Here is a 24,282-nt window from a genome sequence, read left to right as displayed (position 1 = left end):
ACCGTAGCAGCCGGAGGGGACCCGTCCAGAAATCGGCCGATGTCTCACCGGCCCGCGGGTGGGCGGGTGTGCGGGCGCCGGCGGCGCGGCGGCGGGGCGACCCCGCAGCCCTCGTCCTACCTCGTGTGCACGGTCACGAAGGCAGACAGGCCGGCCCGCAGCGGCAGGTCCGCCGGCACCGCGTCCCAGGCGATCCGGACCGGGACGCGCTCGACCACCTTGACGAAGTTCCCGGAGGCGTTGTCCGGCGGCAGCAGGGCGAACCGCGCGCCGGTGCCGCCGGAGATGCTCTCCACCTTCCCGTGGAGCGTGCGCCCGCCGTACGCGTCGATCTCGACGTCCACCGGCTGGCCGGGGCGGATGTCGCCGGTCTGCGTCTCCTTGAAGTTCGCGACCACGTAGGTCCGGTCGGGCACGAGCTGCCCGAGGCTCTGGGCCGGCTGCACGATCTGCCCCACCCGCGCGGCGAGGCGCGAGACGCGGCCGGAGGCGGGCGCGCGCACCTCGGTGTAGGAGAGCTGCAGGCGGGCCAGGTCCACCGCGGCCTGCGCCGCCTTCACCCGGGCCCTCGCCAGCTCGCCGCTGGCGAGCGCGGCCGCGTACTGCGCCCGGTTCGCGCCGGCGCCGGCGCGCGCGGTGGCCCCGGCGATGCGGGTCGCGTCGTAGCGCTCGGCGGCGATGGCGTCGCCGGCCTTCAGCTCCTCCGCGCGGCGCAGGTCGAGCGCGGCCTTCTCCGCCTCGGCCTCGGCGCGGGTCACCCCGGCGCGCGCGACCGACACCTGCGCCTCCGCGGCGGCCGCCTGGGCCTGGGCCGTCGCCAGCTCGGCCTCGGCCTGGCGCACGCGGACCTGGTAGTCGGCCGGGTCGATGCGGACCAGCGGCTGCCCCTGCCGCACCTGGGCGTTGTCCGCCACCAGCACCTCGGCGACCGGGCCCGCCACCCGCGGCGCGATCGCGACGACGTCGGCCTCGACCTGCGCGTCGTCGGTGCTCTCCTCGCCGCGCGTCAGGAGCGCGTGCGCGCCGAGCGCCAGCGCGATCACCACCGCGACCAGGCCGGCGCCCACCACCACGCGGCGCCGGCCGCCCGGGCGCGCAGCGGCCTCCGCGGGCGCGGGCGGCGCGCGGACCTCGTGGAGCTTCGGATCGGCGGGAGGGGTCATGGTCACGGCTCCATCTCGACGTGGACCTTCTCGTTCGGTCCGTGCCGGTTCACCTTGAGGAAGTAGAGCAGCGGGAGCACGCACAGGAACAGGAGCCCCGTGACGAACAGCACCTGCTCGAAGGCGATCACCATCGACTGCTTGCGGACGACGCCGTCCAGCGCCCGGAGCGCCGCCTCGCGGGCCGACACCGGGTCGAAGCCCCGCTGGGCGAAGAAGGCGCCGAGCTGCGCGAGCCGCTCCTGCACCTCGGGCCGGTCCGGGGTGAGGTGGCTCGCGACCGCGGCGCGGGCGTGGACGCCGGAGCGCTCGAGCAGCGTCGCGAAGACGGCGAGGCCCATCGACGCCCCCACCTGGCGGAGCAGCGAGTTCAGCCCGGTCGCGTCCGCCAGCCGGGCGCGCGGGACGTTGGAGAGCGCGGCGGTGGTGAGGGGGACGAACAGGAAGCTGAAGCCCACGCCCTGGATCAGGATGGCGTGGACGATGCCGGAGGAGGTGCTCTCCAGCGTGATGCGGGAGACGTCGAAGGAGCCGAGCGACACCAGCACCACGCCGATGGCCACCAGCAGCCGCGGCGAGACGCGCGAGTAGAGCCGGCCGACCACGGGCGTGACCAGCATCATCACGAGCACGCGCGGCATCAGCGCGAGCCCGGACTGCATGGCGGTGAAGCCGAGCAGCTCCTGCATGAAGAGCGGCAGCAGGAACATGCTCGCCATCAGGATCGCGAACATGACCGCGCCGATCACCGTGCCGGAGGTGAACACCGTGTCGCGGAACAGCCGCAGGTTCACGGCCGGCACCTTCGCCACCAGCTCGCGCCACACGAACAGCGCCAGCGCCAGCGCCGCGACCGCGGCCACCGCGGTGATGGTGCGCGACTCGAACCAGTCGTCCCGCTGGCCCTCCTCCAGGAAGTACTGGAGCGTGGCCAGCCCGACCGCGAGCAGCGCGATGCCGAGCCAGTCCATGTTCCGGCGCTGCTCGGCCGCGGCCGCCGCGTTCGCGGCGCGGATGTCCTCCGGCTCGTGCACGAAGCGCCAGACCATGAACAGGCCGAGCGCGCCCACCGGCAGGTTGATGAAGAAGATCCAGGACCAGTGGAAGTCGTCCACGATGTAGCCGCCCAGCGTCGGGCCGATGGCGGGCCCGACCATCACGGCCATCGCGAACAGCGCCATGGCCATGCCCTGCTCCTTGGGCGGGAAGGTCTGGCGCAGGATGGCCTGCTCGGTGGGCTGCAGCGCGCCCGCGCCGAGCCCCTGGATGGCCCGGAACGCGACCACCTGGCCGAGGTTCGAGGCCATCCCGCACAGCGCCGAGCCCGCCACGAACACCAGCAGGCAGGCCATGTAGACGCGCTTCTGGCCGAACAGCCGGCCCAGGAACGCGGTCAGCGGCATGACGATCACCGTGGCGATGGCGAAGCCGGTGGTGATCCAGGTGATCTCCTGCACCGTCGCGCCGACCGCGCCGCGGATCTGCGGCAGCGCCACGTTCACGATGGACGCGTCGATGGCGCCCATGAGCGTGCCGAAGGTGACCGACACGGTCACCAGCCACTTGTTGGTGGGCGGCCGCGCGGCGCTCACCGCCCCGCCCCGCGCAGGAACGCGTCGAGCGCCGCGTCCACGAACCCCTCCCAGCTCCCCCGCCGCTCGAGCGTGCGCACCACCAGCGCCCGGGCGATCCCAAGGAACGCGACCGCGTGGACGCCGTGCGCGTCCGGCCGGAGCTCGCCCGCGCGCACCCCGCGCCGGACGATCGCCTCGACCCGCCGCGTCAGCTCGGCGTCGAGCGTCACCGGCGGCCGCGCCCGCGCCGGGCCCTCGCCGGCCTGCGCCAGGACCGCCAGGAACGGGCCGCGCGCGATCGCGTGCTCGCGCACGCCCTCCAGGAAGCCGCGGAGCTGGTCGCGCGCGGGGCGGTCCTGCGCCGCCGCGAGCGCCGCGTCCACGCGCGCGAGGAGCGCCTCGCGCCCGGCCCGGCACAGCGCCTCGACCAGCGCGTCGCGATCGGCGAAGTGGTTGTAGAGCGTGCCCACCGCCACGCCCGCGGCGGCGGCGATCCGCTCCATCCGCGCCGCGTGCAGCCCGTCCTCCCCGAACACGCGCTCGGCCGCGGCGAGGATGGCCCGCCCCGTCTCCTCGCGGAGCCGCTCCCGCAGCCGGGGGACCTCCTGGGAACGCGTGCTCATGGCGCTGAATCCAGATTCACCGAGTGAACCCGGGATCTAGACATCGCGCCGCGCGCGGTCAAGGCGCACCCGGTCGAGCCGGCCGCGCCGCCGGGCGCGCGCGGCGAGGCCGGTGGCGGGCGGCCCGCACCCCGGATATGCCAGCGCTCCGTGCTCGCCCTCCCCGCCCTGCTCGCCCTGCTCTCGCTCGCGCCTCCCCCGGAGGCCGAGCTCCGGGAGTCGCGCCCCGGGATGGGAACGCTGCTCACGGTCGCGGTGGTGGCGCCACCGGACCGGGCCCGCGCCGGGATCGACGCCGCGTTCGCGGTCTTCGACCGGGTGGATCGCGTGATGAACGAGTGGCGGCCCGACTCGCCGCTCTCCCGGCTCAACGCCCGCGCCGGCCGCGGCTGGGTGGCCCTGCCCGCCGATCTCTGCGAGGTGCTCCGGATCGCCCGGCGCGGCGCGCGCGACACCGGCGGCCTGTTCGACCCGACCTGGGCGGCGGTGTCGGATCTCTGGCGGTTCGACGGCACCGAGCAGGCGCCCCCGCCCGACGAGGCGGTCCGGGCGCGCTGCGCGCTCGTCGGCTGGCGCGGCCTCGAGCTGCGCGCGCGCCGCGGCGGCCCGGGCTGCGAGGCGCGCCTGCTGCGCGCCGGCATGAAGGTCGGCCTCGGCGGGCTCGCGAAGGGCTGGGCGGTGGACCGGGCCGCCCGGCGCCTCCGCGCGCTCGGCATCCGGAACTTCCTGCTCCAGGCCGGCGGGGACCTGTACGCGGCGGGCCGGCGCGGCGGCGCGCCATGGCACGTCGCCATCCGGGACCCGCGGGGCGGCCCGCTTGACGCCATGGCCGCGCTCGACGTCTCCGACCGCGCCTTCTCCACCAGCGGTGACTACGAGCACGCGTTCGAGGCCGGCGGCCGGCGCTACCACCACCTCATCGACCCGCGCACCTGCCGCCCCTCCCCGGCGAGCCGCGCGGCGACGGTGCTGGCCCGGACCGCGGTGGAGGCCGAGATCCTGGGGAAGGCGGCGTTCCTGGAGGGCGGCGAGGCGGGGCTGGCGCGCGTCGAGGCGGCCGGCGCGGCGGCGATCCTGGTGGACGGCGACGGGGCGGTGCGCGTCTCGCCGGCGCTCGCCGGCCGGCTGGCGCGCGCCCCCCGGTGAGGCTCGCGTCAGTCGCGGCGCGGCGCCCCGGGCACGCGCTGCGGGCTGGCGCCGTCTGCGGCCGCGGCGCGGCGCGCGTGCGCCTCGGCCCGGTCCGGCAGGAACAGGCCGACGAGCAGCGCCGCCCAGGCGAGCAGCGCCGCCTCCAGCCCCACGAACGCGCCGATCTTCACCCAGGCCAGCCACGGCGCCACGAACCGGATGCCGAGCCCCGCCAGCGCGCCCGCCAGCGCGCAGCCGAACGAGAGGCGCACCAGCGCCGCGTACGGCCGCGGGCGGAGCGCGCGGGTGAAGGCGACGAGGTGCGCCACCGCGAACAGCACGAGCGGCACCGCGACGAGGTGCGGGACCGCGACCTCCAGGATGCCGCCGAGCGTCCGCGGCGCCGTGAAGCGCGCCTCCGAGCCCAGGTAGAACTCCTGCACCCGCGCCGCGGTCGTGCCGAGCTTCAGCACGAACAGCACCGCCCCGCTCGCCGCAGAGACGAGCAGGAGCGCCGCGAACGCGAGCGCGGGCGCCCGGAACGGCGCGAGGCGCGGGTCACGCACCGGCGCGCCTCCCCGGCCGCCCGTAGGTGGCCGCGACCACGGCGAGGAGCGCCCCCAGCGACCCGAGCGCGGCGACGGACGTCGCGACGCGCAGCGCGCCGGCGCCGCCCAGGCGGATCACCGCGAACGGCGAGAACAGGTCGGCGAGCGCCGCAGCGAACGCGACGCCCACCAGCGCGCTCCGCAGCCGCGCCGGCACCGGGCACACCGCCAGGAGCGAGCCGGCCATGAGGAGCACGAAGCCGTACAGGAACGCGCCGACGTGCACCTCCTCCCAGAGCGCCGCCGCCGGGAGCGGGTCGCCGCCGGCCAGGTACTGGTCCAGCACGCCCGCGGCGGTGAAGCCGCCCGCGGCCGCGCGCTGGATCGCGACCCCGGCCAGCGCCAGGGCCGCGAAGACGAGGAAGGCGCGCACCGGCGGGCGGGCCCGCGCCAGCGCGTCGGGGGTGGGCTGGACGAGGAACCTCACGGCCGCGCCCCCGCGGTCTCGCGCAGCGCCTGGAGCAGCCAGCGCGACTCCTCGGCGATGCCGCGCGCGGAGAGCGTGGCGCCGGTGATGGGCGCGAGGTCGTCGCCCACCGCCAGCCGGTCCGCGGGCCCCTTCCCCTCGAGCTGCCGCAGCCAGCGCTCCGGCGGCCGGTACTCCTGCGGCTCGAGGAAGGCGAGCACCGTGACCTTGCGGATGCGCCCGTCCGGCTCGAACGCGAGGAGCAGCGTCTCGCGCTTCGTCCGGACCACGTGGCTGTGGATCACCGCGTACCCGAGCACCTGACCGCCTCGCCGCGCCGTGTAGAACGTCACCAGGCGCTCCTTCACCCGGGCCCGGGCCAGACGCTCGATGCGCTCGACCATCGGGTCGGTGAGCAGCACGTCGCGGACCTCCACCCGCTCCGTGCCCGGGAACGCGGACCGGACCACCGCCTCGTCCTTCGCCGGGGCCGGGCCCGCCTCGCCGGCGGCGGCCCCGCCGGCGGCGAGCGCCGCGGCGGTGGCCAGCCCCATGAGCAGCGCGCGCGCCATGGCCGCCCCTAGAACACGAACCCCGCGCCGACGTTCACCTGGTCGGTGGCCGCGCCGGCCTTCGGGTCGCGCCGCTGCCAGTCCGCCTTCAGCACCACCGTGGGGATGGGCTTGAAGGTCAGGCCGGCGGTCACCGCGGTGCGGTCGAGCCCGGGGTTCCGGACGCCGCCCGCCGGCACGCGGTCGTGCAGGTCGTAGCGCTCCACCCGGACGAACGGCGAGAGCGAGGCGGCGCCGCCGGGCGCGGCGAGCGTCAGGACGTCGTACGCGACCTCGGCGTAGCCGCCCTTCACGCCCGAGCCGAGGACCTCGTCGCCCGAGAGCCCCAGCTGCTCGGAGACCTTCGCGGCGTCGCCCAGCCGCCCCACCACGCCGAGCACCCGGGCGCTCGCGCCGCGCCAGGCCGCCTGCGCGTGCAGCTCGGCCAGGGTCACGTCGGCGCGGATGGGCCCGCCGGTGGCGGTGCGCTCGCGCTGGTCGGCGCGGCCGCGGTAGACGGAGCCGCCCACCGTGGCGGGCCCGGCCGCGTACTCGAGCGCCAGGACGCCGGCGCCGGTGGCGGCGCGCGACTCACCGCCGCCGCTGCGGGACTCGCGGATCCACGAGTCCGCCTCGGGCGTCTCCTCGCCGCCGCGGAACAGGTCGAGCCCGGTGAGCAGGTACGCCTTGTAGCGGAGCCCGGCCACCTCGCCGTGCACGCCCACGCCGTTCTCGTTCCAGGTGCTGGGGATGATCAGCCGCTCGACGTCGGGGCGGAACACGCCGTTGAAGAACGCGGGCTCGTGCATCTCGTTCACGAAGCCCATCGGGACGAGCACGTTGCCGACCCGGAGCCCGAGCGCGTCGGTGAGCAGGAAGTCGAGGTAGGCGAACTCGACGCCGACCTCGTGGCCGGCGTGCTCGAACTCGATCTCCGAGTTGAAGACGATCCGGTCGGTGAAGCGGTAGCCGACGTAGAGCACCGCGCGGAGCAGGTCGCTCTGGTCGCCGGTGGGGCCGTCGGTCATGTTCCGGTAGGTCAGCTCGCCGTAGCCGCCGATGGAGAGCCCCTTCGGCGCGAAGTAGACCTTGGACGCGGCCGGGCCCATGCCGCCGTACGACTGGTACTCGACGTCGCGCAGGCCGAGCTCGAGCTTCAGGCGGCGCACCTCCTCGGCGAGCGTCCGGACCTGCTCCTGGGTGGCGGGCGCGTCGTCCTTCGCGGCCGCGCCGCTCTTGTCGCCGCCGGCGGCGGGCTTCGCGGCCGGGGCGGGCTGGGGCGCCGGCGCGGGCTCGGCGGCGCGCGCGGCGGGGGCGGAGAGGAACACGGCGAGGAGCAGGGCGCTGGTCGTGATGTTGATTGTCATTCTCATCTTGGGCTCGCGCGGGAGCCCGCCTCCGGTGTCGCTTCCGGGTGGACTGCGATGGCCGGGGCGCTAGCGCGCCTCGACCGGCTTCACGTAGATCTCGCCCGCGATCTCGGGATCGAGGGCGATGGTGGTCTCGCCGATCTCGATGACGTACGAGGGCGAGCGCTGGTGGAGCCGGACCGTCGAGCCGGGGATGACCCCGAGCGCGGCGAGCCGGTCCATGCGGTCGTGGAACTTGGGCGCGATGAAGACGATGCGGCCGGTCGCGCCCAGCTCGAAGGCGGCGAGGCCGGTCACGAGCGGGCGCACCGTGCGCTGGAACGTGCCGCAGCACGGGCCGGACGGGATGGGCTTGCCGTGCGGGCAGGTGGGCGGGTGGCCCAGCAGCGTGCAGACCGAGTCGGTGGCCTCGGGCGACAGGATGTGCTCGAACTCGCAGGCCTGCTTCTCCATGGGCTCCTCCCCCAGGTCGAGCAGGTCCCGGAACAGCCGCTCGGTGAGGCGGTGCCGGCGGACCACGTCGCGCGCCTGCCGCTCGCCCTCCTCGGTGAGCGCCACCCGCGTCCCGTCGAGGCGCAGCATCCCCTCGGCCGCGAGCGCCTCGAGGTCGGACGCGTCCGCGCCGGGCGCGTGATCGGGCGCCGCCTGCGCGAGGATGCCCGCGGCGGCGTCGCGGCCCGCCTCGCGCTCGGTGAAGACCGCCTCCAGGATCTCCTCGTTGCGGTGCGTGGTGCGGTGATTCACGGTGCGTGTCCCCTCTTCTCCTTCAGCCGGTCGAACAGCCTGCGCAGCCCGCCGGCCACGCCGGCCTCCTGCGGGAACGAGTAGCCGCAGGACGGGCAGCAGATCACGCGGCAGCCCTTCGCCATCGGGCAGCTCGGGCGGCAGCCCTGCCCCTCGGCGTCGAACTCGGTCCCGCAGAGCGGGCACCTCTCGTTCCTGGCGACCACGGCGGGCACGGGCGGCTCCTAGTGCACGAGGCGCATGAGCTGGTTGACGGCGGCGCCGACGCCGAACGCGAACGGGATGATGAAGCCCATGATGGCGAGGCCGGTCTTCCAGCCGCGCTCCTTCAGGATCATGAAGAAGTTCGCGATGCAGGGGACGAACAGCGTGATCGTCACGAGCGCCACCACCACCTGGATCTCCATGTTCCAGGTCATGGTGCCGGCCTGCATGTAGGGCTGGAAGTGGCGGAACAGGCCGGCGGCGGCGTAGTCGCGGCGCAGGAAGCCCAGGATGAACGCGGTGGCGGCCTCGGGGGGCAGGTCGAGCATCCCCACCACCACCGGCGCGGCGGCCCGCTCCAGCACCGCCAGCCCGTGGAAGCGGTCGAGCACCCACAGGATCAGCGTCCCGAGCACGAACAGCGGGAGCGCCTCGCGCAGGTACCACTCGATGCGCGCCGAGGTCTTCACCGCGATGTTCGAGGCCTGCGGGAGCCGGAGCGGCGGCAGCTCCAGGATGAAGTCCGAGCCGCGCCCGGGCAGCACCTTGGCCGCGAGCCAGCCCACCAGGAAGATGACGAGCAGCAGCGTGCCGACGAACCAGGCGGTGGCCCCGGCGGAGAGGCCGGCGGTCATGGCCAGGATGACCGCCATCTGCGCGGAGCACGGCACCGCCAGCGCCAGCAGCAGCGTGACGATCACCCGCTCCTTCCGCGTCTCCATGATGCGCGCGGTCATGGTGGCCATGGTGTCGCAGCCGAGCCCCAGCACCATCGGCAGCACGGCCTTGCCGTTCAGGCCCATCCGCTTGAAGACCTTGTTCACCATCACCGCGAGCCGCGGCAGGTACCCGGAGTCCTCGAGGATGCTGAACGCGATGAAGAACGTCGTGACGATGGGCAGCACGATCGCCACGCCGTAGGAGAGCCCCATCGACACCAGGCCGTACTTGCCGATCAGGAACCCGCCGTGCTCCAGGGGCGGGACGCCCGGCGGCCCGACCAGGAACGTCTGCACCGCGCCGGCCGGCACGATCCAGCGCACCAGGTGGTCGGTCCAGGGGATAAGGTACTCGTGGAAGACGGTGTTCTCGAGGAAGTCCACCGCCGTGCCGGCGCCGAAGTCGCCCACGAACAGGTAGGCGACCGCGAGCACCACCGCGAGGATGGGCAGCCCCCAGAGCGGGTGCGTGGACCACGTGCCGAGCCGGCGGGCGAACCCGCTCGCCGCCGAGCCGTCGCCCTTCGTGAGCACCGCGTCGTGCAGCCGGTCCACGGCCGCCAGCCGCTGGCGGGCGATCACGAAGCGCAGCGACTCGGGGTACCGCGAGGCCAGCACCCGGCGCACCTCGTCGATGCGCGCCAGCTCGACCGCCGAGAGCTTGCCGGAGACGTACGCGCGGAGCGAGTCGTCCCCCACCAGCGCCATCACCGCCAGCGCGCGCGGACCGATGCCGCCGCGGGGCATGAGGGGCTCGACGCGCGCGATGGCGTCCTCGATCGCCTCGTCGTACCGCGGCCGCCACGGCGACGGGCGGGCCGAGGCGAGCCGGGCCTGGAGCGTGGCGAGCCCCTTGCGCTGCACCGCCACCGTCCGGACCACGTCCACCTGCAGCGCCTTCGTCAGGGCGACCTCGTCGATGCGGATGCCGCGCCCCTCGGCCTCGTCCGCCATGTTGAGCGCGAGCGCGAACGGGATGCCCGCCTCGGCGAGCTGGGCGGACAGCAGCAGCCCGCGCCGCAGGTTCTTCGCGTCGCAGACCTGCAGGCACACGTAGTCGCGCTCCACCAGCAGGATGTCGCGCGTCACCTGCTCGTCCTCGGACATCGGGAGCAGGTTGTTCGTCCCCGGCGTGTCCATCACGTGCCAGGGCCGGCCCTCGATGGTGGCCGAGCCGCGGGTCACCTCGACGGTGGTGCCCGGGTAGTTCGAGACCGTGACGTACTTGCCGGTGAGCGCGCCGAACAGCACGCTCTTGCCGACGTTGGGGTTGCCGACCAGGATCACCGACCGCGCGGCCGCCACCACCTGCTTGCGATCGAGGTCGGCCTGGTGGCGCGCGGCGGCCTCCGGGGGAGGAGGCGTCACGGGCGCGCCTCCTGGCGGGCGCGGCCCGGCGGGCGGCACCGGGCGCAGCGGCCGTAGAGCTCGAGGCGGTGGCTCTCGACCTCGAAGCCGTGGCGGCGCGCCACCATCTCCTGCAGGCTCTCGATCCGCTCGTTCGCGAACTCGATGATCTCGCCGCAGGCGGTGCAGATGAGGTGATCGTGGTGGTCGCGCCCGGCCGACGCCTCGTAGCGCGTCTGCCCGTCGCCGAACTGCCGCGCCACCGCCAGGCCGCACTCGGCCAGCAGCTTCATGGTGCGGTAGACCGTGGCGACGCTGACCCGCGGGTCGTCCCGGCGCACGCGGGCGACGAGCTGCTCCACCGTGACGTGGCCGCCCATCGCGAAGAACGACTGGGCGATGCGCTCGCGCTGCCGCGACTGCTTGAGGCCGCGCTCCTGGATGTACGCGGCGAGCGTGGCGGTAGGACCGGACACCTGCGCCGACCCGCCGCCCTCCCGCGGCCTGCTCGAGCCCTTCATCCTGTCCCGTTCGGTATTCATGTTGATAATGGTTCTCAATATCAGACCACGGCGCCGGGCACAAGCCCCAGACCGTATGCCCGCCCCGGACCGCGCGCCTAGCGCGGGATCAGGCCCCGCGCGCGCCAGAACGCGCGCCAGCGCTCCGGCGCGTCCGGGCCGTCCCCGCCGGCGTCCTCGCCCGCCAGCGCCGCGAGGCTGGCGCGCGCCTGCCGCCGCACCTCCGGCGCCGGGTCCGCCGCCAGCTCCACCAGCGCCGGCACCAGCCGCTCGGAGACCTCGCGCGGGCGGTGCCGCGCCAGCTCCGCCGCCATGGCGCGGGCATCCGGGTCGGCCGAGGCGAGCGCGCGGGCCAGGTCCACCGGGGCGTCCGGGATCCCCTGCCCGCGCTCGAGCGCGATGCCGCCGATCACCGCCACCATCAGCACCATCAGGCCAAGCTGCACCAGCGCCTTGCCGGCCGGGTAGCGGCCGGCGCGGACCAGCGCGAAGCGGTAGGTGGCGTAGCCGGCGATGAACACCGCCACGAGCGCGGGCGGGAGGGCGAGGGTGGCGCGCGGCCAGTGCCCCGCGGCCACGGCGCGCTGCAGCTCGGGGAGGCCGGCCAGCGTGAGCACGGCGGCGACGAGCAGCAACGCGTACAGGATCCACCGGAGGGCGCGCACGAACGCCGGGACGCGCGCGCCGTTCGGCGCAGCAGGTGACATGCGCGGGAGTGAACCACGCGGACGTGCCCCCGGCAACGTGATCCTTGACTCCTGGGGCCCCGTCGGCAACGTTCCGCGTCGCGATGGCCGACCTCGACGACGAGCTGCTGGAGCGGGTGGCGCGCTGGTGCGCGGAGGCCGGGCGGCAGGCCGGCGCGGCGGAGATCCGCCGCGCGCTGGGCGCGCTGGGCTGGGACGAGCTGCTCATGGTGAAGGCGCTGCTCGCGGATCCGCCGCCCGCGCGGCCGCTGGGGCCGCAGGCGCTCGCGGACCTGGCGCGCGGGACCCCCGCGGAGATCGCGGCCGAGCGCGAGCGCGGCGGCATGTACCGGCGCGACGAGGAGCCGCGGGCGGCCGCGCCCGCCGGCGCGGCGCCGGCCCGCGCCCCCGCGACCCCGCGGAGGAAGGGCGGCGCGCGGAAGGCGAAGCTGGTGGTGCGGCGCGCGCGCGACCGCGCCGCCGCGCCGGAGCCCGCCCCGGCGCCGTCCCTGCCGCTCGTGGACGAGCTGCAGCTCCCCGCCGGCCGTGGCGAGCTGGAGCGGCTGGTGCGCCGGCACGGGGCCCGCCGCCCCGCCATCCTGGCCGCCCTCGCCGCCGGCTGGCGCCGGGCCGACGGCGCGCCGGTGGGCGACGCCGACCTCGGCGCCCTGCTCGACCTGCACGGCCTGGCGCACGCGTTCGCGCGCCGCGAGCGGGACGAGCTGCTGCACGCGGTCCGCGCCGCCGGGGGCGTGATCTCCCGCGCCGCCGAGCGCCTCGGCCTCGACGCCGCGGGGCTGCGCGCAGCCCTGGCGCGCGCGGGCGCGGAGCGCGAGGCGGAGCGCGTGCGCGACGAGCGCCGCGCCGAGCTGCGCGCCCGGGCCACGCTGACCGAGCGCGTGCGCCTGCTGCTCTCCGACGAGCCGCGGCTCGCCGACCTCGGCCTGCTGCCGGAGTTCGAGGCCGACCTGCGCGCCCGGCTCCCCGAGCACCTGCGCGCCCTGCGCGCCTCGGGGGGACCGCTCCGGCCCGCGCTCGGCGCGAGCCTCTCGCTGGATCGCGCCGGCGTGGACGCGCTGGGGGCGCGGCTCGGCCTCGAGCTCGGCCCGGCCGCGGGATCGTCGCCCGCGGAGTGGCCGGGTCCGGCGCGCCGCCCCGCCCGGCCCGAGCGCGCCGGCCGGCCGCCGCGTCCTGCCGGCGGGGAGCGGACCCCGCGACGGCGCATGCCCGGCGCCGGCGGGCCGCCGGATCGCGGCGGGCGGCGTCCGCCCCGGACCGGCGATCGCCCCGCTCGCGCCGGCGCGGCAGGCCCGGCAGGAGCCGCGCCCTGGCGCCCCCGGACCTCCGATCGCGCCCGCGGCGGCGAGCGCTCGCCCGGCGCCGGCGGGAGCCCCCGCCCGCCTCGCGCCGGTCCCGGCAGGCCCGGTGGCTCCGCCCGGACCGGCGGCCCCGGCGGCAAGCCCGGCGGCTTCGGCCGCCCCGGTGGCGCGGCCCGGCCCGGCGGCCCCGGCAGGTCCGGCGGCCTTGGCCGCCCCGGCGGCTCGGCTCGGCCCGGCGGCTCGGCTCGGCCCGGTGGCCCCGGCAGGCCCGCTGGGACCGGCCGGCCCGGACCGCGCAAGCCCGGGTCCGGCCCGTCCCGGCCCCCTCGCGGCCCGCGCCCCGGCGGCGGGCGGCGCGGCCGCTGACGCTTTGACCGCCGGCGCACGCCGCCGCTAGGATCCCCGCGTGCCCATCTACGAGTTCGTCTGCGAGGCCTGCGGCCGCATCACCGAGGTGATGCAGAAGGTGTCGGATCCGGCGCCCGCCGCCTGCCCGGAGTGCGGCGGCGGCAAGCTGGCCCGGCTGGTCTCGCGCACCACGTTCCAGCTCAAGGGTGGCGGCTGGTACTCCGATCTGTACGCCTCGGCGAAGTCGAAGCCCGCGCCCGCCGGCGACGGCGGCGCTGCCTCCGCACCTCCGGCGGCCCCGGCCAAGGCTGCGCCGGCGGCCCCGGCCGCCCCCGCGGCACCGGGCGGCGGCAAGGGCGGCGCCGGCTCCTGAGCGCGCCGCGGGCGCCGGGTTCACCCCTGGTCACGCGCGGCGCAAGGGGACCGGCTAGGCCTCTTCCTCGAGCGGCGGCGGCGGCGCGATCGCCGGGAACGAGAGCGTGAAGGTGGTCCCCGCGCCCTCGGCGCTCGCCACCTCCACCGCCCCGCCCAGCCCCTCCACGATCCGCTTCACGTTGGCGAGCCCGAGCCCGAGGTGGCCGGCGCCGCGCTTGGTCGAGCCGAGGTCGAACAGCGAGGCGAGCCGCTCCGGCGGCATCCCGGCGCCGCGATCCGCCACCGACAGGAGCCCGCGGCCCCCCTCGACGGCCGCCCGGAGCCGCACCTCCGCGCCCGCCGGCGAGGCCTCGCAGGCGTTCCAGACGAGGTTCAGCGCCGCGCGCTCCAGCAGGTGGCGGTCGGCCCGGATCCAGGCCTGCGCGCCCGCCTCGAGTGCGAGCGTCACGCCCTCCCGCCCGGCGTGGGGCCCCGCGGTGCGGACCAGGCTCGCCGCGAACGCGCCGAGCTCCAGCGGGACGCGCTCCGCCGCGCGCACGTCGCGCGAGAGGTCGGAGAAGTCGGCCACGAACGCGCGCAGCGCCGCCACCTCGGCGCGCAGCCCGTCGCGCAGCCGCGGCAGGGCCTCGGGGCCGTCCTCGGCGAGCCGGGCGAGCTGCTGCAGGATCGCGACCCGGTGCCCGAGGTCGTGGGTCACCCCCGCCGCGATGCGGCCGGCGGTGCGCCAGCGCTCCTCGCGCTCGATCTCGGCGAGCACCCGCTTCGACTGCGCCAGCCCCACCGCGAGCGACAGCGCCAGGGCCGCCAGCACCACCGCGGCGAGCGCCCACTGCGCCGTCCGCGCGGCGCGCGCCGCGTCTCCGGCGGGCCGCGCCACCGCGACGGCCCAGCCCGAGCGCGGCAGCCGGGCCCAGCCGCCCAGCAGCGCCTCCCCCTCCAGCCCCACCCAGTGCGTCGGGGCCGTGCCCTCGCCGCGCGCCACCCGGACCGCCACCTCCGCCTCCGGCACCCGCTCGCCGGTGAGCACCGCCGCGCGCAGCGCGCCCGCGCCGGACGCGACCAGCCGGCCGGTCTCGTCGAACGCGAGCACGGTGCCCGCGCCCCCGCCGTGGACCCGCCCCACGAAGCGCCACAGCTCCAGCAGGTCCAGGCTGGCGCAGACCGCGACGTGCGGCTGGCTCGGCGCCGGCACGCACAGGTCCTGGGCCGGGGTGAGATCGCGCGCGAGGTAGAAGGCGGAGCGCACCGGCGCGCCGGCGCGCGCGCGCGCGGCCATCGCCGGCGTGATCCGCTCCGGGAGCGCCGACGGCGGCGTCTTCGGCCCCACGCGGACCACCCGGCCCAGGCCGGGGGCCTCCAGCACCAGCTCCTCCAGCCGCTGGCCCGAGTGCGCGTCGTCGGCGGACGCGGCGGCGCCGACCCGCAGCGCCTCCTCCTGCGCCGCGAGGTACGCGTCGATGCGCTCGGCGGCCTGGCGGGCCAGCTCCTGCATCGTCGCGATGGTGGACGACTCGGCGTGCCGGCGCATCGCCTCGATGCCGACCGCCCCGAGCGCCACGATGGGCGCGACGCCGGTGAGCGCCAGCATGACGCTCAGGCGCGCCGCCACCTTGGCGCGGGTCACGGCGCGACCTCCCAGTCCGGCAGCAGGTCGAGCGCGCCCCAGCCGAAGGCCGCGCCGCGGATCCGCGCGTCCACCGCGCCGGCGCGCGTGGTCCGGCACAGGCGCACCGCCGGGCCGTCCTCGCGGAGGCGCCGGACGGCGGCGTCGGCGTCGCCGCGCGCGATGGCGGCCTCGAGCTCGGCGTCGCGGTACCCCGCCGCCGCGAACGGCGAGCCCGCCGCCCACACCTGCGCCACCGCGATGGGCGGCCACACCACCTGGCGCGTCAGGACCAGGTCGGCCCCGGCGATCTGCTCCTCCACGCCCGCGCCCGCGTCGAACGGGACGATCTCGCCCCCTCGACGGCCGAGGGCCCGCCGCAGCGCGAGGGCGCCGCGCCGCTCGCCCACGCCGTCGCCGATCACCAGGATCCGGAGCGGCGCGCCGGGCGGGATCGCGCGCGCCGGCCGCTCGGCGCCCGCGGGCGCGCCGGCCGCCTCCGCGCCGCACACCGCCGCGACCAGCTCCGCGACGGGCAAGGCCGCCTGCAGCCGCCGGCGCTGGGCGCCGCCCAGCCGGCGCTCGTTGAGGATCACCGTCCACGCATGCGGCCCGGGCGCCCGGATCGGCCGCAGCCCCGGGACGTCCTCCAGCAGGTCCATGGAGCGCTGGTCCAGCCCGATCATCGCGTTCACGTCGCCCCGGAGCAGGCGCGCGAGCGCGTCGCGCTCGCTGGGGAACCCGATGACCTCGACGCGCGCGATGCGGCGCGGCGCCGGCCGCACGCGCTCGAGCACCATCCGGTCCGCCGACTGCTCCACCATGCGGTACGGGCCGGTGCCCATCGCGCCCCTCGGGCCGGGGCGGAACACGGCGGTGAAGAGCAGCGCCGCCTCCACCGCCCGCCCCTCCGACGAGACCGTCACGCTGCCGTCCGCCGCCGCCTCGGCCGCGAGCCCGGCGGCGCGCGCCGAGCGGGCCAGGTCCTCCGGCGTCACCGGCGCGCCGTCGGAGAACGCCGCGGTCGGCTCGACGCGCAGGCGGCAGCTCCGGGGGCCGCGCCGCTCCACCACGCGCGCCACGCCCGGCCGCGGCGTGCCGTCCGCCCCGGGCGCGAGCGCGCCCTGGTACACGAGGTCGTGGGCCAGCATGGCGTGCCCTTCGCTCCCGAGCGGATCGAGCGGCGAGAAGCGCCCGACCACCGCGAGCCGCAGCACGTACGGGCGCTCCGCCGGCGGCCGGGCGCAGGCCGCCGCGAGCGCGGCCGCGAGGATGGCGAGCGCCGTGCGCACCGCGCGCCGGGGAGGCGCGGCGGCGCTACCGGGGCTTCGGCGCGGGCTTGCCCTTCTCGAACACCACCCCATCGCCGTACTTCTGCACGATCTGCTTCTTCGTCTTCAAGCCGGTCAGCTCGATGACGAAGTTGGGGACGCGGCGCGCGCGGCGGTCCGCCGCCCACCGCGAGATGTCGCCGCGGGGGCGCGTGGTGCGGGCGGCGACCACGGCGCGCGGACGCCGGCGGCCGGCCCGGGCGACGCCGACCTCGAGCTGCTCCGAGAGCTGCGCGGCCGCGAGGTCCGCCACCGCGCGCGCGATGGCGACCGACGCGCGGCGAACCACGCCGTCCATCGCCTCGCGGACGATGGAGTCGATCGAATCCTGGGCTGGACGGCGGGCCATGTTGCTTCTCCTTGTGGCGATCGATTGCTCGGGTTTGCCGCCGAGCTCAATCTGGGGGGTGCGTCCAGTATAGCTGCCATGTCATGCGCCAATTCCAGTTTTCTGATAGCTTGCCCCCAGTTCGCGGCCCTCTGGCGGAATGGTAGACGCGCTCGACTCAAAATCGAGCGGGGCGACCCCCCGTCCCGGTTCGAGTCCGGGGAGGGCCAAACCGTCGCGCCGCTCCCCGCCGCCGGCCCGTTTTCGCTTGCGGCGGGGGGCCGCGCGCGTGTATCGGGTAGCGGCACCCAATCCCCAGGGATCTCCGCAATGTGGAACCTCGTCATCAGCCTGGCGCTCGGCGTCGCCGTCGCCGCGGCGATCCGCTTCGGCACCGAGTTCGGCTGGGCCGCCGCCATCCTGCCCGGCATGGTCGTCGCGACCGCCGCCTACCTCGTGCTCGCCCGCCGGACGTGGAAGCGGCTGGAGGCGATCTTCGACGCCATGCAGCGCGAGGTGCAGGCCCAGAAGTTCGACCGGGCCATCCAGACGCTGGAGTCCGGGTTCGCGCTGGCGCCCTGGCAGTTCCTGGTCGCCTCGCAGCTGCACTCGAACATCGGCATCCTCCACTACCTCCGCCGCGACTTCGACGCCGCCCTGCCCCACCTGCAGAAGAGCTTCTCGCGCAACTGGATCGCGCGCGGGATGCTGGCGGTCGCGCTCTACCGCAAGCGCGATCTCGACGGCATGAAGAAGGTGTTCCAGGACGCGACGAAGGCGAGCAAGAAGGAGGGCGTCCTCTGGTCGGCGTGGGCCTGGATCCTCGAGAAGGAGGGCGACCACGCGCAGGCCATCGCGGTGCTGGGGCGCGCGGTGGCGGCGAACGCGTCGGACGAGAAGCTGAAGTCCTCGCTGCAGGCGCTGCAGAACGGGAAGAAGCTCAAGCTCGGCAAGCTCTACGAGGAGCAGTGGTTCCAGTTCCACCTGGAGGCGCCGCCCCCGCAGTTCGCCGGCCCGGGCTTCCGCGGCGGCCGACGCGCCATCTACGGACGGTGAACCGCGCCGGCGGGCGGCTCGACCGCCTGGCCCGCGCCGGCGACGGGTTCAACCGCTCCGGGCTCCCGACCGGGAGCCGTCACACGCCTCAGCTCCCTCCGAAACCGCTGCTCACCCGCCCCCGCTCCACGATGAGCGGGACCCGGCGGTCGCCGCCGGAGAGCTCGAGGAAGCGGGCCATCGCGGCGCGATCCCGCTTCACGTCGAAGTACCGCACCTCGAGCCCGCGCGCCGCGTACTCCCGGCGCGCGGCCGCCGTGTAGGGGCACGCGTCCTTGCCGTAGATCTCGACCGCGTCCGCCATCGTCGCGCCTCCCTCCGCGCAGGATAGCCCTCCCCCGGGCGCCGCGGGCCCGCGCCACGCGCGCGGTGCGCACGCCCGCGCAGCCCCTCCAGGGGGCGCATGGATCGGCCTCCGCCGCGCGCAGTAGGCTGGCCGCCGGGGGACGTTCCGGGGCGGGCGGGGCCCGATGCGCTCGGGCGGGGCGGGTGCGCGGGCGAGCGCCCGAAGGCTGCCCGGAAGGCCGACTGCTGAGCGGCGCCGGCCCCCCTAGATTCAAGGGGATCCCCTGTTGCCGGATGAGCTCCGTGAACGGACAGCCCGAGGGCCCGCCCTCCACCGTCGCCGCCTCCGACGCGCTGGCGCGCCTCGTGGACGCGCTCGCGGCCGCGGGGGGCGGCGCGCCGGGCGAGATCGCGCGCGTGCTCCGCACCGCGCTCCCCGCGGCGGTGGCCGAGCTCGCCGACGCGCAGCGCCACCTGGCCGAGTCGGCGGCGCGCCGCGACGCGCTCGTGGCCACCGCCGCGGACGAGCTCCGGGCCGCCGCCCGCCTCCTCGATCCCGACGGCGGCCCCGCCCGCGCCGAGCAGGCGCGGCGCCTGCTCGAGCTCGCCGACGAGCTGGACCGCGCCCGCTCGCCCGAGGGCACGGCGGCCCACCTCGCGCCGCGCCGCCGCGGCGAGCGCCCGCTCCTGCTGGTGGCCGACGACGAGGCCGACGCGCGGGAGGTCCTGGCGCAGGTGCTGGCGCCCGAGTACGACGTCGCCTCCGCCTCGGACGGCCAGGAGGCGCTGGACCTCGCCCGCGCCGAGCATCCGGACGTGGTGCTGCTCGACATCGCCATGCCGCGCCTGGACGGCTTCGAGGTGCTGGAGCGCCTCCGGCACGACCCGGCCACCGCCGACATCCCGGTGATCTTCGTGTCCGGGCGCGGCGACGACGCCGTGAAGGTGCGCAGCCTGGACCTGGGCGCGGTGGACTACCTGCAGAAGCCCTTCTCCGAGCGCGAGCTGCGCGCCCGGGTGGAGCGGACGCTGCGCCTGGTGCGCTCGCAGAGCGCGCTGCGGGAGCTCGCCCAGACCGACGCGCTCACCGGCCTCGCGAACCTGCGCGCGTTCCGCGCCCGCGTGGAGGAGGAGGTGAAGCGGGCCCGCCGCTACCGCACGCCGCTCACCTGCGTCATGGCGGACATGGACAACCTGAAGCCCATCAACGACGAGCTGGGCCACGCCGCCGGCGACCGCGCCATCGCCGCGGTGGCGGCGGTGATCCGCGAGGAGCTGCGCGAGACCGACTTCGGCGCGCGCTACGGCGGCGACGAGTTCGTGATCCTGCTGCCGCACACCAGCGGCGAGGAGGGGCGCGTGTTCGCCGAGCGCGTGTGCACCCGCCTGCACGAGACGGTGCTGGAGGTGTCCGGGGAGCGGGTGGCGCTGGGCGCCTCGTTCGGCGTGGCCTGCCTGCCGGAGGAGGACGGCGACGACGGCGCCGACGCGCTGGTGCGCGCGGCCGACGCGGCGCTGTACGTCGCGAAGCGGGCCGGGCGCGGGCGGGTGTCGCTGGCGGCGCCGGAGCCGCGCGCCTCGGCCAGCGCCGGCTGAGGACTACGCCTTGGCGGCCGCCGCGGGATCGCCCTCGGACGCCTCGCCGCGCGACCGGGCCTCCGCCGCGTAGCGGTTCAGCTTGTTGTAGAGCGTCTTCTCGCTGATCCCGAGGATCTCGGCGGTGCGCGCCTTGTTGCCGCCGTTCCGCTGGAGCGAGGCGAGGATGTACTCCTTCTCGACCTTGTCGAGGGGCAGCCCCAGCGGCACGCGCAGCGTGGCCGCCTCGGGGCGGCTGGCCTGCATGTCGGGCGGGAGCTGCTCCTCGCCGATCACCTCGCCGTCCACCAGGATCATCGCCCGCTCCACGGTGTTTCGGAGCTCGCGGATGTTGCCCGGCCAGGCGTAGCCCTGCAGGACCGCCAGGGCCGCGGGCGAGACGCCCTGCACGTGCTTGCCGGTCTCGGCGTTGAACTTCTCGATGAAGTGGTGGACCAGCAGCGGGACGTCCTCGCGCCGCTCCTTCAGCGTGGGGAGCAGGATGCTGAAGACGTGCAGCCGGAAGTAGAGGTCCTCGCGGAAGCGGCCGCGGCGGATCTCCTCCTTCAGGTCGCGGTTGGTGGCGCAGATCACCCGCACGTCCACCTCGACCTCGGAGCGCCCGCCCAGCCGGCGGATCTTCCGCTCCTCCAGCACGCGCAGGAACTTGGCCTGCAGCTCGAGCGGCAGCTCGCCGATCTCGTCCAGGAACAGCGTGCCGTTGTGCGCCAGCTCGAAGTTCCCGAGCCGCCGCTGGTCGGCGCCGGTGAAGGCGCCGCGCTCGTAGCCGAACAGCTCGGACTCGATGAGCGTGGCCGGGATGGCCGAGCAGTTCAGCGCCACGAACGGCTTGTCCTTGCGGGGCGAGAGGTTGTGGATGGCGCGCGCCACCACCTCCTTGCCGGTGCCGCTCTCCCCCGCGATCACCACGCTCGCGTTCGAGGGGGCCACCTTCTTCACCAGCTCGAAGACCCGCTGCATGGCGGGGCCCGAGCCGATCATGTCGGTGCCCGGGGCGAGGGCGGCGATGCGGCGGCGCAGCAGCTGCACCTCCCGCATCGTCTCCTTCTTCTCCAGCGCCCGCTCCAGCACCAGGCGCAGCCGCGGCACCTCCAGCGGCTTCTCGATGAAGTCGAACGCGCCCTCGCGGATCGCCTGCACCGCGGTCTGGATGGTGCCGCGGCCGGTGAGCAGCACCACCGGGCAGTCGGGCAACTCGGCGCGCAGCGCGCGCAGCAGCCACAGGCCGTCCATGTTCGGCATCACCAGGTCGGTGAGGATGACGTCGGGGTGGCCCTCGATCGCGCGCCGGAGCGCCTCGGTGCCGTCGCTGGCCGTCTGGACGTCGTAGCCCCAGCGCTGGGACAGCTCCGCCAGCGCCTCCCGGCTGTCGGTCTCGTCGTCCACGATGAGGACGCGGTATCTCATGAGCGATCGTTCCTCGGCAGGCGCAGCACCGACCGCTGCTCGCCGCCCTCGCGGATGACTTCCAGGCTTCCGCCCAGCGCCTCCGCCGCCGCGGCGGCCACCCCGCTGTAATACCCGCTCTCCGGCCCGGGATCACCCGGGCGCTGCTCCAGGCGCACCACCGCCCACTCCCCCTCCGTGGCGGCCCGGACGGCCAGGCGGCCGCCCTCCGGCGTCGTCGCCACCGCGCGGGCGAGCGTCCCGAGCAGCAGCCGCCCGAGGCGCGCGGCGTCGGCGCCCGAGCGCACCGCGCCGGGGTGGGCGTCCACGGCGAGCGCGACGCGCCGCCGGCGGGCGTCGTGGCCGAGCAGGGCGGCCGCGTCGGCGAGCAGCGCGCCCACGTCGGTGTAGCCGAGCGGCGCGGACGGATCCGCGACGTCCACGAGGCGGCGCAGCACCTCGTTCACCCGGACCACCTGGTCGCGCAGCGCGCCCAGGTGCGAGGCCGCGGCCCCGCTCGCCTCCGGCGACGCCGCGAGCTTCTCCGCCAGCAACGCCAGCTGCAGCGACATGGCGTTGAGCGGGTTCTTGATGTCGTGCGCCACGCCGGCGGCGATCCGGGTGAGCCCGTCGGAGCGCGCCGCGTGCTCGAGCCACTCCTGGCCGTCCGCCGGCCGGACGAGCAGGAGCGCCCCCGCGCTGGCCGGGATGCGCTCGAGCTCCACCGTGCCCTCGCCGTCCGCCCCCTCGAGACGCGCGACCGGCGGACCTTCCCCCGCCAGGAGCGCGCGCAGCGCCGGGCTGCCCTCCGCCCGGGCGCGCAGCGCGCCGGTCGGGTCGCCGCCCTCGAGGCCCAGGCCGGCCAGGAACCCGGGATCGGCGGCGATCACGGTTCCGGCGGGATCGACGAAGGCTGCGCCTGCTGAAAGGTAGGTGTGCATACGCTCGCTTGCCGCGGCCCGGGATGGGCGTGAGATGCGTACGGACTCCGCTTTTTTCAAGCCTGCTGGGAGGATAGCCTGCTAACGGAGGTTGCGTGACCCCGACTGTCGGCCTCCGGCGCGCCGCGCCGGTCGTAACCCTCTGTTTACTCGCGGGATGTGCCTCGGTGGCGCGGACGCCGGCGGCCGGCCCGTCCGCGCCCGCCCCGTCCCCTTCGGCCGCGCCGGCCGGCTCCCCCGTCGCGGGCGCGCTGCCTTCCCCGACCCGCGCGGTGGCCCTCGCGCCGAAGGTGGAGCCGCCGGTCCGGAGCGAGGCCCGCCTCACGCTCGCGGCGGTGGGCGACGTGCTCATGCACGACGCGGTGAAGCGCGCCGCCGAGGCGCGCCGCGCCGATGCGCCGGACGGCGGCTACGCCTGGCTGTTCGCGCCGGTGGCGGACCTGCTCGGCGCCGCCGACCTCACGTTCGCGAACCTCGAGACGCCCATCGCGCCGCAGGCGTCGCAGGGATCGCGCGCGTTCGTGTTCAACGCGCCGCCCGCGGTGATCGCGGCGCTGCAGCGCGCCGGCGTGGACCTGGTCTCGGTCGCGAACAACCACGCCATGGACCAGGGCCGCCGCGGCTTCGAGGAGACCCTGCGCTGGCTGCGCGCCGCCGGCCTGCCCTACGTGGGCGCCGGGCCGGCGCCCCGCGCGGCGGGCCCGGTGCGGCTCGAGCGCAACGGCCTCTCGCTCGCGTTCCTCGGCTACACCTACGGCCTGAACCAGGACGGCAACACCTGCCCGCCCGCGGCCGCCGCCTGCGAGCAGGTGGCCGAGCTGGACCGCGCCCGCATGGTGGAGGCGGTGCGCGCCGCCGCCGCCGCGGCCGACGCGGTGGTAGTCTCGGTGCACTGGGGCGTCGAGTACCAGCAGGCGCCGCGCGCCGACGAGGTGGAGCTGGCGCACCGGCTGGCCGACGCGGGCGCGCTGGTGGTGCTCGGCCACCACCCGCACGTGCTCCAGCCGGTGGAGCTGTACCGGCGCGCGGACGGCCGCACCGCGGTCATCGCCTACTCGCTCGGGAACTTCGTCTCCAACCAGTCGCGCAACTACGTCGCCGGCGTCACGCCGGACGCGGTGGCCGCCCCCCGCGACGGCGCGCTGCTGCGCGTGTCCCTGGCCCGCCGCGACTACGGCCGCGGCGTCGAGGAGGTGGAGGTCGCCGGGGCGGACTTCCTGCCGCTGTGGACCGAGAACGACACGGTGGAGATCGACCGGCGGAAGGAGCCCGCCCGCCGGCCGGCCATCCGCGTGGTGGCCGTGGATCGCGCGCTGGCCTCGGTGCGCGCCGAGCTGGCCGCGCTCCCCGACCCGCTGCCCGAGGCGGACCGGGCCCGCTACGTGGCGCTCCGCCGCCGCGAGGAGCTGTACCTCGCCCGCCGCGCCGCGGTCGCCGGGGTGATGGGCGAGGACCTGCTCCGCACGCTCGGCCCGGCCGAGCTGGCCGGCCCCGAGGCGCCCGCGCCCGCTGCGCCGGCTCCGGCCCGGGCGGCGCCCGCGACGGCTACTCCGTCCGCCGCGCCGTGACCGGGTGCGGGACGCCGGTGTCCGGCGGCTGCACGTCGGGCCGCGCCGGCACCTTCAGCTCGACGAGCTCGATCCCGAGCCGCTGCGCGAACTCGAAGATGCGCGCGTCCCGGTAGAACTCGCCGAACACGATCCGGCGGCAGCCGGCGTTCGCGATGAGCTTGAAGCAGGGCCAGCAGGGCGAGGCGGTGGTGTAGATGCTGGCGCCCTCGATGGCGACGCCGTTCTTGGCGGCCTGGATGATGGCGTTCGCCTCCGCGTGGACGGTCGCCACGCAGTGACCGTCCTCCATCATGTGGCCGGCCTCGCTGCAGTGGGGCAGCCCGCGGATGGAGCCGTTGTAGCCGGTCGAGAGGATGGTCTTGTCGCGCACCAGCACCGCGCCCACGTGCTTGCGATCGCAGGTGGCGCGGGTGGCGACGACCCGCGCCACGTTCATGAAGTACTCGTCCCAGCTCACGCGGTTGTCCATCCGTCCTCCCTGGTGCGGTCGGTCATCCTA

At 76.4% G+C, this 24,282-nt stretch carries 25 protein-coding genes and 1 tRNA gene; 7 read left to right on the top strand and 19 right to left on the bottom strand.

Features of this window, described 5'->3' with window-relative positions:
* Window positions 1–116: 116 nt before the first annotated feature.
* From ADEH_RS08145 to ADEH_RS08135, 3 genes are read right to left on the bottom strand one after another with little or no spacing between them, the layout of a single operon-like run.
* Window positions 117–1,163 (bottom strand): HlyD family secretion protein, encoded by a 1,047-nt coding sequence (locus tag ADEH_RS08145; protein WP_011420630.1) that lies wholly within the window; start codon window positions 1,161–1,163, stop codon window positions 117–119.
* Window positions 1,164–1,165: 2 nt separating this feature from the next.
* The gene (locus tag ADEH_RS08140; protein WP_011420629.1) at window positions 1,166–2,755 is read right to left on the bottom strand and encodes a DHA2 family efflux MFS transporter permease subunit; all 1,590 of its coding nucleotides are present in this window, start codon (window positions 2,753–2,755) and stop codon (window positions 1,166–1,168) included.
* Window positions 2,752–3,360 carry a TetR/AcrR family transcriptional regulator gene (locus ADEH_RS08135; RefSeq protein ID WP_011420628.1) on the bottom strand — a complete coding sequence of 203 codons (609 nt, stop codon included), beginning with the start codon at window positions 3,358–3,360 and terminating at the stop codon, window positions 2,752–2,754. Before ADEH_RS08135 ends, ADEH_RS08140 begins: the two co-directional genes overlap by 4 nt.
* Window positions 3,361–3,510: 150 nt before the next feature.
* Between ADEH_RS08135 and ADEH_RS08130 the strand changes: the two genes are divergently transcribed.
* Window positions 3,511–4,506: an FAD:protein FMN transferase gene (locus tag ADEH_RS08130; protein WP_011420627.1), complete on the top strand. Its 996-nt coding sequence runs from the start codon at window positions 3,511–3,513 to the stop codon at window positions 4,504–4,506.
* An 8-nt stretch (window positions 4,507–4,514) separates the two neighbouring features.
* Here ADEH_RS08130 and ADEH_RS08125 read toward each other — a convergent pair whose 3' ends face one another.
* From ADEH_RS08125 to ADEH_RS08085, 9 genes are all read right to left on the bottom strand, one after another.
* A complete protein-coding gene (locus ADEH_RS08125) occupies window positions 4,515–5,054 on the bottom strand; it encodes a hypothetical protein (RefSeq protein ID WP_011420626.1) in 540 nt (179 codons plus the stop codon).
* Window positions 5,047–5,523 carry a hypothetical protein gene (locus tag ADEH_RS08120; RefSeq protein WP_011420625.1) on the bottom strand — a complete coding sequence of 159 codons (477 nt, stop codon included), beginning with the start codon at window positions 5,521–5,523 and terminating at the stop codon, window positions 5,047–5,049. Before ADEH_RS08120 ends, ADEH_RS08125 begins: the two co-directional genes overlap by 8 nt.
* Complete coding sequence (locus tag ADEH_RS08115) at window positions 5,520–6,074, bottom strand: FMN-binding protein (protein ID WP_011420624.1); 555 nt, start codon at window positions 6,072–6,074, stop codon at window positions 5,520–5,522. Before ADEH_RS08115 ends, ADEH_RS08120 begins: the two co-directional genes overlap by 4 nt.
* Window positions 6,075–6,082: 8 nt before the next feature.
* Window positions 6,083–7,420, bottom strand: coding sequence for a hypothetical protein (locus ADEH_RS08110; RefSeq protein ID WP_198133815.1), 1,338 nt, complete (start codon window positions 7,418–7,420; stop codon window positions 6,083–6,085).
* Between the two features lie 69 nt (window positions 7,421–7,489).
* On the bottom strand, window positions 7,490–8,167 hold the full coding sequence (locus ADEH_RS08105; RefSeq protein ID WP_011420622.1) for a metal-dependent transcriptional regulator: 678 nt from the start codon (window positions 8,165–8,167) through the stop codon (window positions 7,490–7,492).
* A complete protein-coding gene (locus ADEH_RS08100) occupies window positions 8,164–8,382 on the bottom strand; it encodes a hypothetical protein (protein ID WP_041453421.1) in 219 nt (72 codons plus the stop codon). Before ADEH_RS08100 ends, ADEH_RS08105 begins: the two co-directional genes overlap by 4 nt.
* Before the next feature lie 9 nt (window positions 8,383–8,391).
* Entirely contained in the window at window positions 8,392–10,458 is a 2,067-nt protein-coding gene (gene feoB, locus ADEH_RS08095) for a ferrous iron transport protein B (protein ID WP_011420621.1), read from the bottom strand.
* Window positions 10,455–10,958 carry a Fur family transcriptional regulator gene (locus ADEH_RS08090; protein ID WP_011420620.1) on the bottom strand — a complete coding sequence of 168 codons (504 nt, stop codon included), beginning with the start codon at window positions 10,956–10,958 and terminating at the stop codon, window positions 10,455–10,457. The genes feoB and ADEH_RS08090 overlap by 4 nt, the downstream gene beginning before the upstream one ends.
* A 98-nt stretch (window positions 10,959–11,056) precedes the next feature.
* On the bottom strand, window positions 11,057–11,665 hold the full coding sequence (locus ADEH_RS08085) for a HEAT repeat domain-containing protein (protein WP_041453420.1): 609 nt from the start codon (window positions 11,663–11,665) through the stop codon (window positions 11,057–11,059).
* Between the two features lie 83 nt (window positions 11,666–11,748).
* On the opposite strand from ADEH_RS08085, the gene ADEH_RS23670 reads away from it, so the two are divergent.
* Both ADEH_RS23670 and ADEH_RS08075 read left to right on the top strand, forming a co-directional pair.
* A complete protein-coding gene (locus ADEH_RS23670) occupies window positions 11,749–13,329 on the top strand; it encodes a helix-turn-helix domain-containing protein (protein ID WP_011420618.1) in 1,581 nt (526 codons plus the stop codon).
* 40 nt (window positions 13,330–13,369) lie between these two features.
* Window positions 13,370–13,684 carry an FmdB family zinc ribbon protein gene (locus ADEH_RS08075; RefSeq protein ID WP_011420617.1) on the top strand — a complete coding sequence of 105 codons (315 nt, stop codon included), beginning with the start codon at window positions 13,370–13,372 and terminating at the stop codon, window positions 13,682–13,684.
* A gap of 54 nt (window positions 13,685–13,738) precedes the next feature.
* On the opposite strand, the gene ADEH_RS08070 is transcribed toward ADEH_RS08075, so the two are convergent.
* The 3 genes from ADEH_RS08070 to ADEH_RS08060 are packed head-to-tail and all read right to left on the bottom strand — an operon-like array spanning window position 13,739 to window position 16,969.
* Window positions 13,739–15,310, bottom strand: a complete 1,572-nt coding sequence (locus ADEH_RS08070; RefSeq protein WP_011420616.1) for a sensor histidine kinase — start codon at window positions 15,308–15,310, stop codon at window positions 13,739–13,741.
* On the bottom strand, window positions 15,307–16,581 hold the full coding sequence (locus tag ADEH_RS08065; protein ID WP_041453419.1) for an ABC transporter substrate-binding protein: 1,275 nt from the start codon (window positions 16,579–16,581) through the stop codon (window positions 15,307–15,309). Before ADEH_RS08065 ends, ADEH_RS08070 begins: the two co-directional genes overlap by 4 nt.
* A gap of 25 nt (window positions 16,582–16,606) precedes the next feature.
* A complete protein-coding gene (locus ADEH_RS08060) occupies window positions 16,607–16,969 on the bottom strand; it encodes a hypothetical protein (RefSeq protein ID WP_041453418.1) in 363 nt (120 codons plus the stop codon).
* A gap of 125 nt (window positions 16,970–17,094) precedes the next feature.
* On the opposite strand from ADEH_RS08060, the gene ADEH_RS08055 reads away from it, so the two are divergent.
* Both ADEH_RS08055 and ADEH_RS08050 read left to right on the top strand, forming a co-directional pair.
* Window positions 17,095–17,178: transfer RNA gene (locus ADEH_RS08055), tRNA-Leu, on the top strand.
* Window positions 17,179–17,278: 100 nt separating this feature from the next.
* A complete protein-coding gene (locus ADEH_RS08050) occupies window positions 17,279–18,004 on the top strand; it encodes a tetratricopeptide repeat protein (protein ID WP_011420614.1) in 726 nt (241 codons plus the stop codon).
* An 88-nt stretch (window positions 18,005–18,092) separates the two neighbouring features.
* On the opposite strand, the gene uxx1 is transcribed toward ADEH_RS08050, so the two are convergent.
* A complete protein-coding gene (uxx1, locus tag ADEH_RS08045) occupies window positions 18,093–18,308 on the bottom strand; it encodes a UXX-star selenoprotein family 1 (protein ID WP_011420613.1) in 216 nt (71 codons plus the stop codon).
* Between the two features lie 275 nt (window positions 18,309–18,583).
* Between uxx1 and ADEH_RS08040 the strand changes: the two genes are divergently transcribed.
* Window positions 18,584–19,885 (top strand): diguanylate cyclase, encoded by a 1,302-nt coding sequence (locus ADEH_RS08040; RefSeq protein WP_041453417.1) that lies wholly within the window; start codon window positions 18,584–18,586, stop codon window positions 19,883–19,885.
* 3 nt (window positions 19,886–19,888) lie between these two features.
* On the opposite strand, the gene ADEH_RS08035 is transcribed toward ADEH_RS08040, so the two are convergent.
* Together ADEH_RS08035 and ADEH_RS08030 are read right to left on the bottom strand one after the other, a co-directional pair.
* Entirely contained in the window at window positions 19,889–21,292 is a 1,404-nt protein-coding gene (locus ADEH_RS08035) for a sigma-54-dependent transcriptional regulator (RefSeq protein WP_011420611.1), read from the bottom strand.
* The gene (locus ADEH_RS08030) at window positions 21,289–22,161 is read right to left on the bottom strand and encodes a histidine kinase dimerization/phospho-acceptor domain-containing protein (protein WP_232287453.1); all 873 of its coding nucleotides are present in this window, start codon (window positions 22,159–22,161) and stop codon (window positions 21,289–21,291) included. The genes ADEH_RS08035 and ADEH_RS08030 overlap by 4 nt, the downstream gene beginning before the upstream one ends.
* A gap of 323 nt (window positions 22,162–22,484) precedes the next feature.
* Here ADEH_RS08030 and ADEH_RS08025 point away from each other — a divergent pair, with 323 nt between their 5' ends.
* Window positions 22,485–23,780 carry a CapA family protein gene (locus ADEH_RS08025; RefSeq protein ID WP_232287452.1) on the top strand — a complete coding sequence of 432 codons (1,296 nt, stop codon included), beginning with the start codon at window positions 22,485–22,487 and terminating at the stop codon, window positions 23,778–23,780.
* Here ADEH_RS08025 and ADEH_RS08020 read toward each other — a convergent pair.
* The gene (locus tag ADEH_RS08020) at window positions 23,758–24,252 is read right to left on the bottom strand and encodes a deoxycytidylate deaminase (protein WP_011420608.1); all 495 of its coding nucleotides are present in this window, start codon (window positions 24,250–24,252) and stop codon (window positions 23,758–23,760) included. The two genes, ADEH_RS08025 and ADEH_RS08020, sit on opposite strands and share 23 nt — an antisense overlap.
* Between the last annotated feature and the right edge of the window lie 30 nt (window positions 24,253–24,282).

Source organism: Anaeromyxobacter dehalogenans 2CP-C (assembly GCF_000013385.1).
GTDB classification, from domain to species: domain Bacteria; phylum Myxococcota; class Myxococcia; order Myxococcales; family Anaeromyxobacteraceae; genus Anaeromyxobacter; species Anaeromyxobacter dehalogenans_B.
Note: the sequence above shows the minus strand (reverse complement) of the source record. Positions and strands in the feature narration are given on the sequence as shown.

Bases quoted from the DNA above. Each gene is read 5' to 3' on its own strand.
- ADEH_RS08145 (WP_011420630.1), bottom strand. From the start codon at position 1,163: ATGACCCCTCCCGCCGATCCGAAGCTCCACGAGGTCCGCGCGCCGCCC.
- ADEH_RS08135 (WP_011420628.1), bottom strand. From the start codon at position 3,360: ATGAGCACGCGTTCCCAGGAGGTCCCCCGGCTGCGGGAGCGGCTCCGC.
- ADEH_RS08115 (WP_011420624.1), bottom strand. From the start codon at position 6,074: ATGGCGCGCGCGCTGCTCATGGGGCTGGCCACCGCCGCGGCGCTCGCC.
- ADEH_RS08110 (WP_198133815.1), bottom strand. From the start codon at position 7,420: ATGACAATCAACATCACGACCAGCGCCCTGCTCCTCGCCGTGTTCCTC.
- ADEH_RS08090 (WP_011420620.1), bottom strand. From the start codon at position 10,958: ATGAAGGGCTCGAGCAGGCCGCGGGAGGGCGGCGGGTCGGCGCAGGTG.
- ADEH_RS08085 (WP_041453420.1), bottom strand. From the start codon at position 11,665: ATGTCACCTGCTGCGCCGAACGGCGCGCGCGTCCCGGCGTTCGTGCGC.
- ADEH_RS23670 (WP_011420618.1), top strand. From the start codon at position 11,749: ATGGCCGACCTCGACGACGAGCTGCTGGAGCGGGTGGCGCGCTGGTGC.
- ADEH_RS08060 (WP_041453418.1), bottom strand. From the start codon at position 16,969: ATGGCCCGCCGTCCAGCCCAGGATTCGATCGACTCCATCGTCCGCGAG.
- ADEH_RS08050 (WP_011420614.1), top strand. From the start codon at position 17,279: ATGTGGAACCTCGTCATCAGCCTGGCGCTCGGCGTCGCCGTCGCCGCG.
- uxx1 (WP_011420613.1), bottom strand. From the start codon at position 18,308: ATGGCGGACGCGGTCGAGATCTACGGCAAGGACGCGTGCCCCTACACG.
- ADEH_RS08040 (WP_041453417.1), top strand. From the start codon at position 18,584: ATGAGCTCCGTGAACGGACAGCCCGAGGGCCCGCCCTCCACCGTCGCC.
- ADEH_RS08035 (WP_011420611.1), bottom strand. From the start codon at position 21,292: ATGAGATACCGCGTCCTCATCGTGGACGACGAGACCGACAGCCGGGAG.
- ADEH_RS08020 (WP_011420608.1), bottom strand. From the start codon at position 24,252: ATGGACAACCGCGTGAGCTGGGACGAGTACTTCATGAACGTGGCGCGG.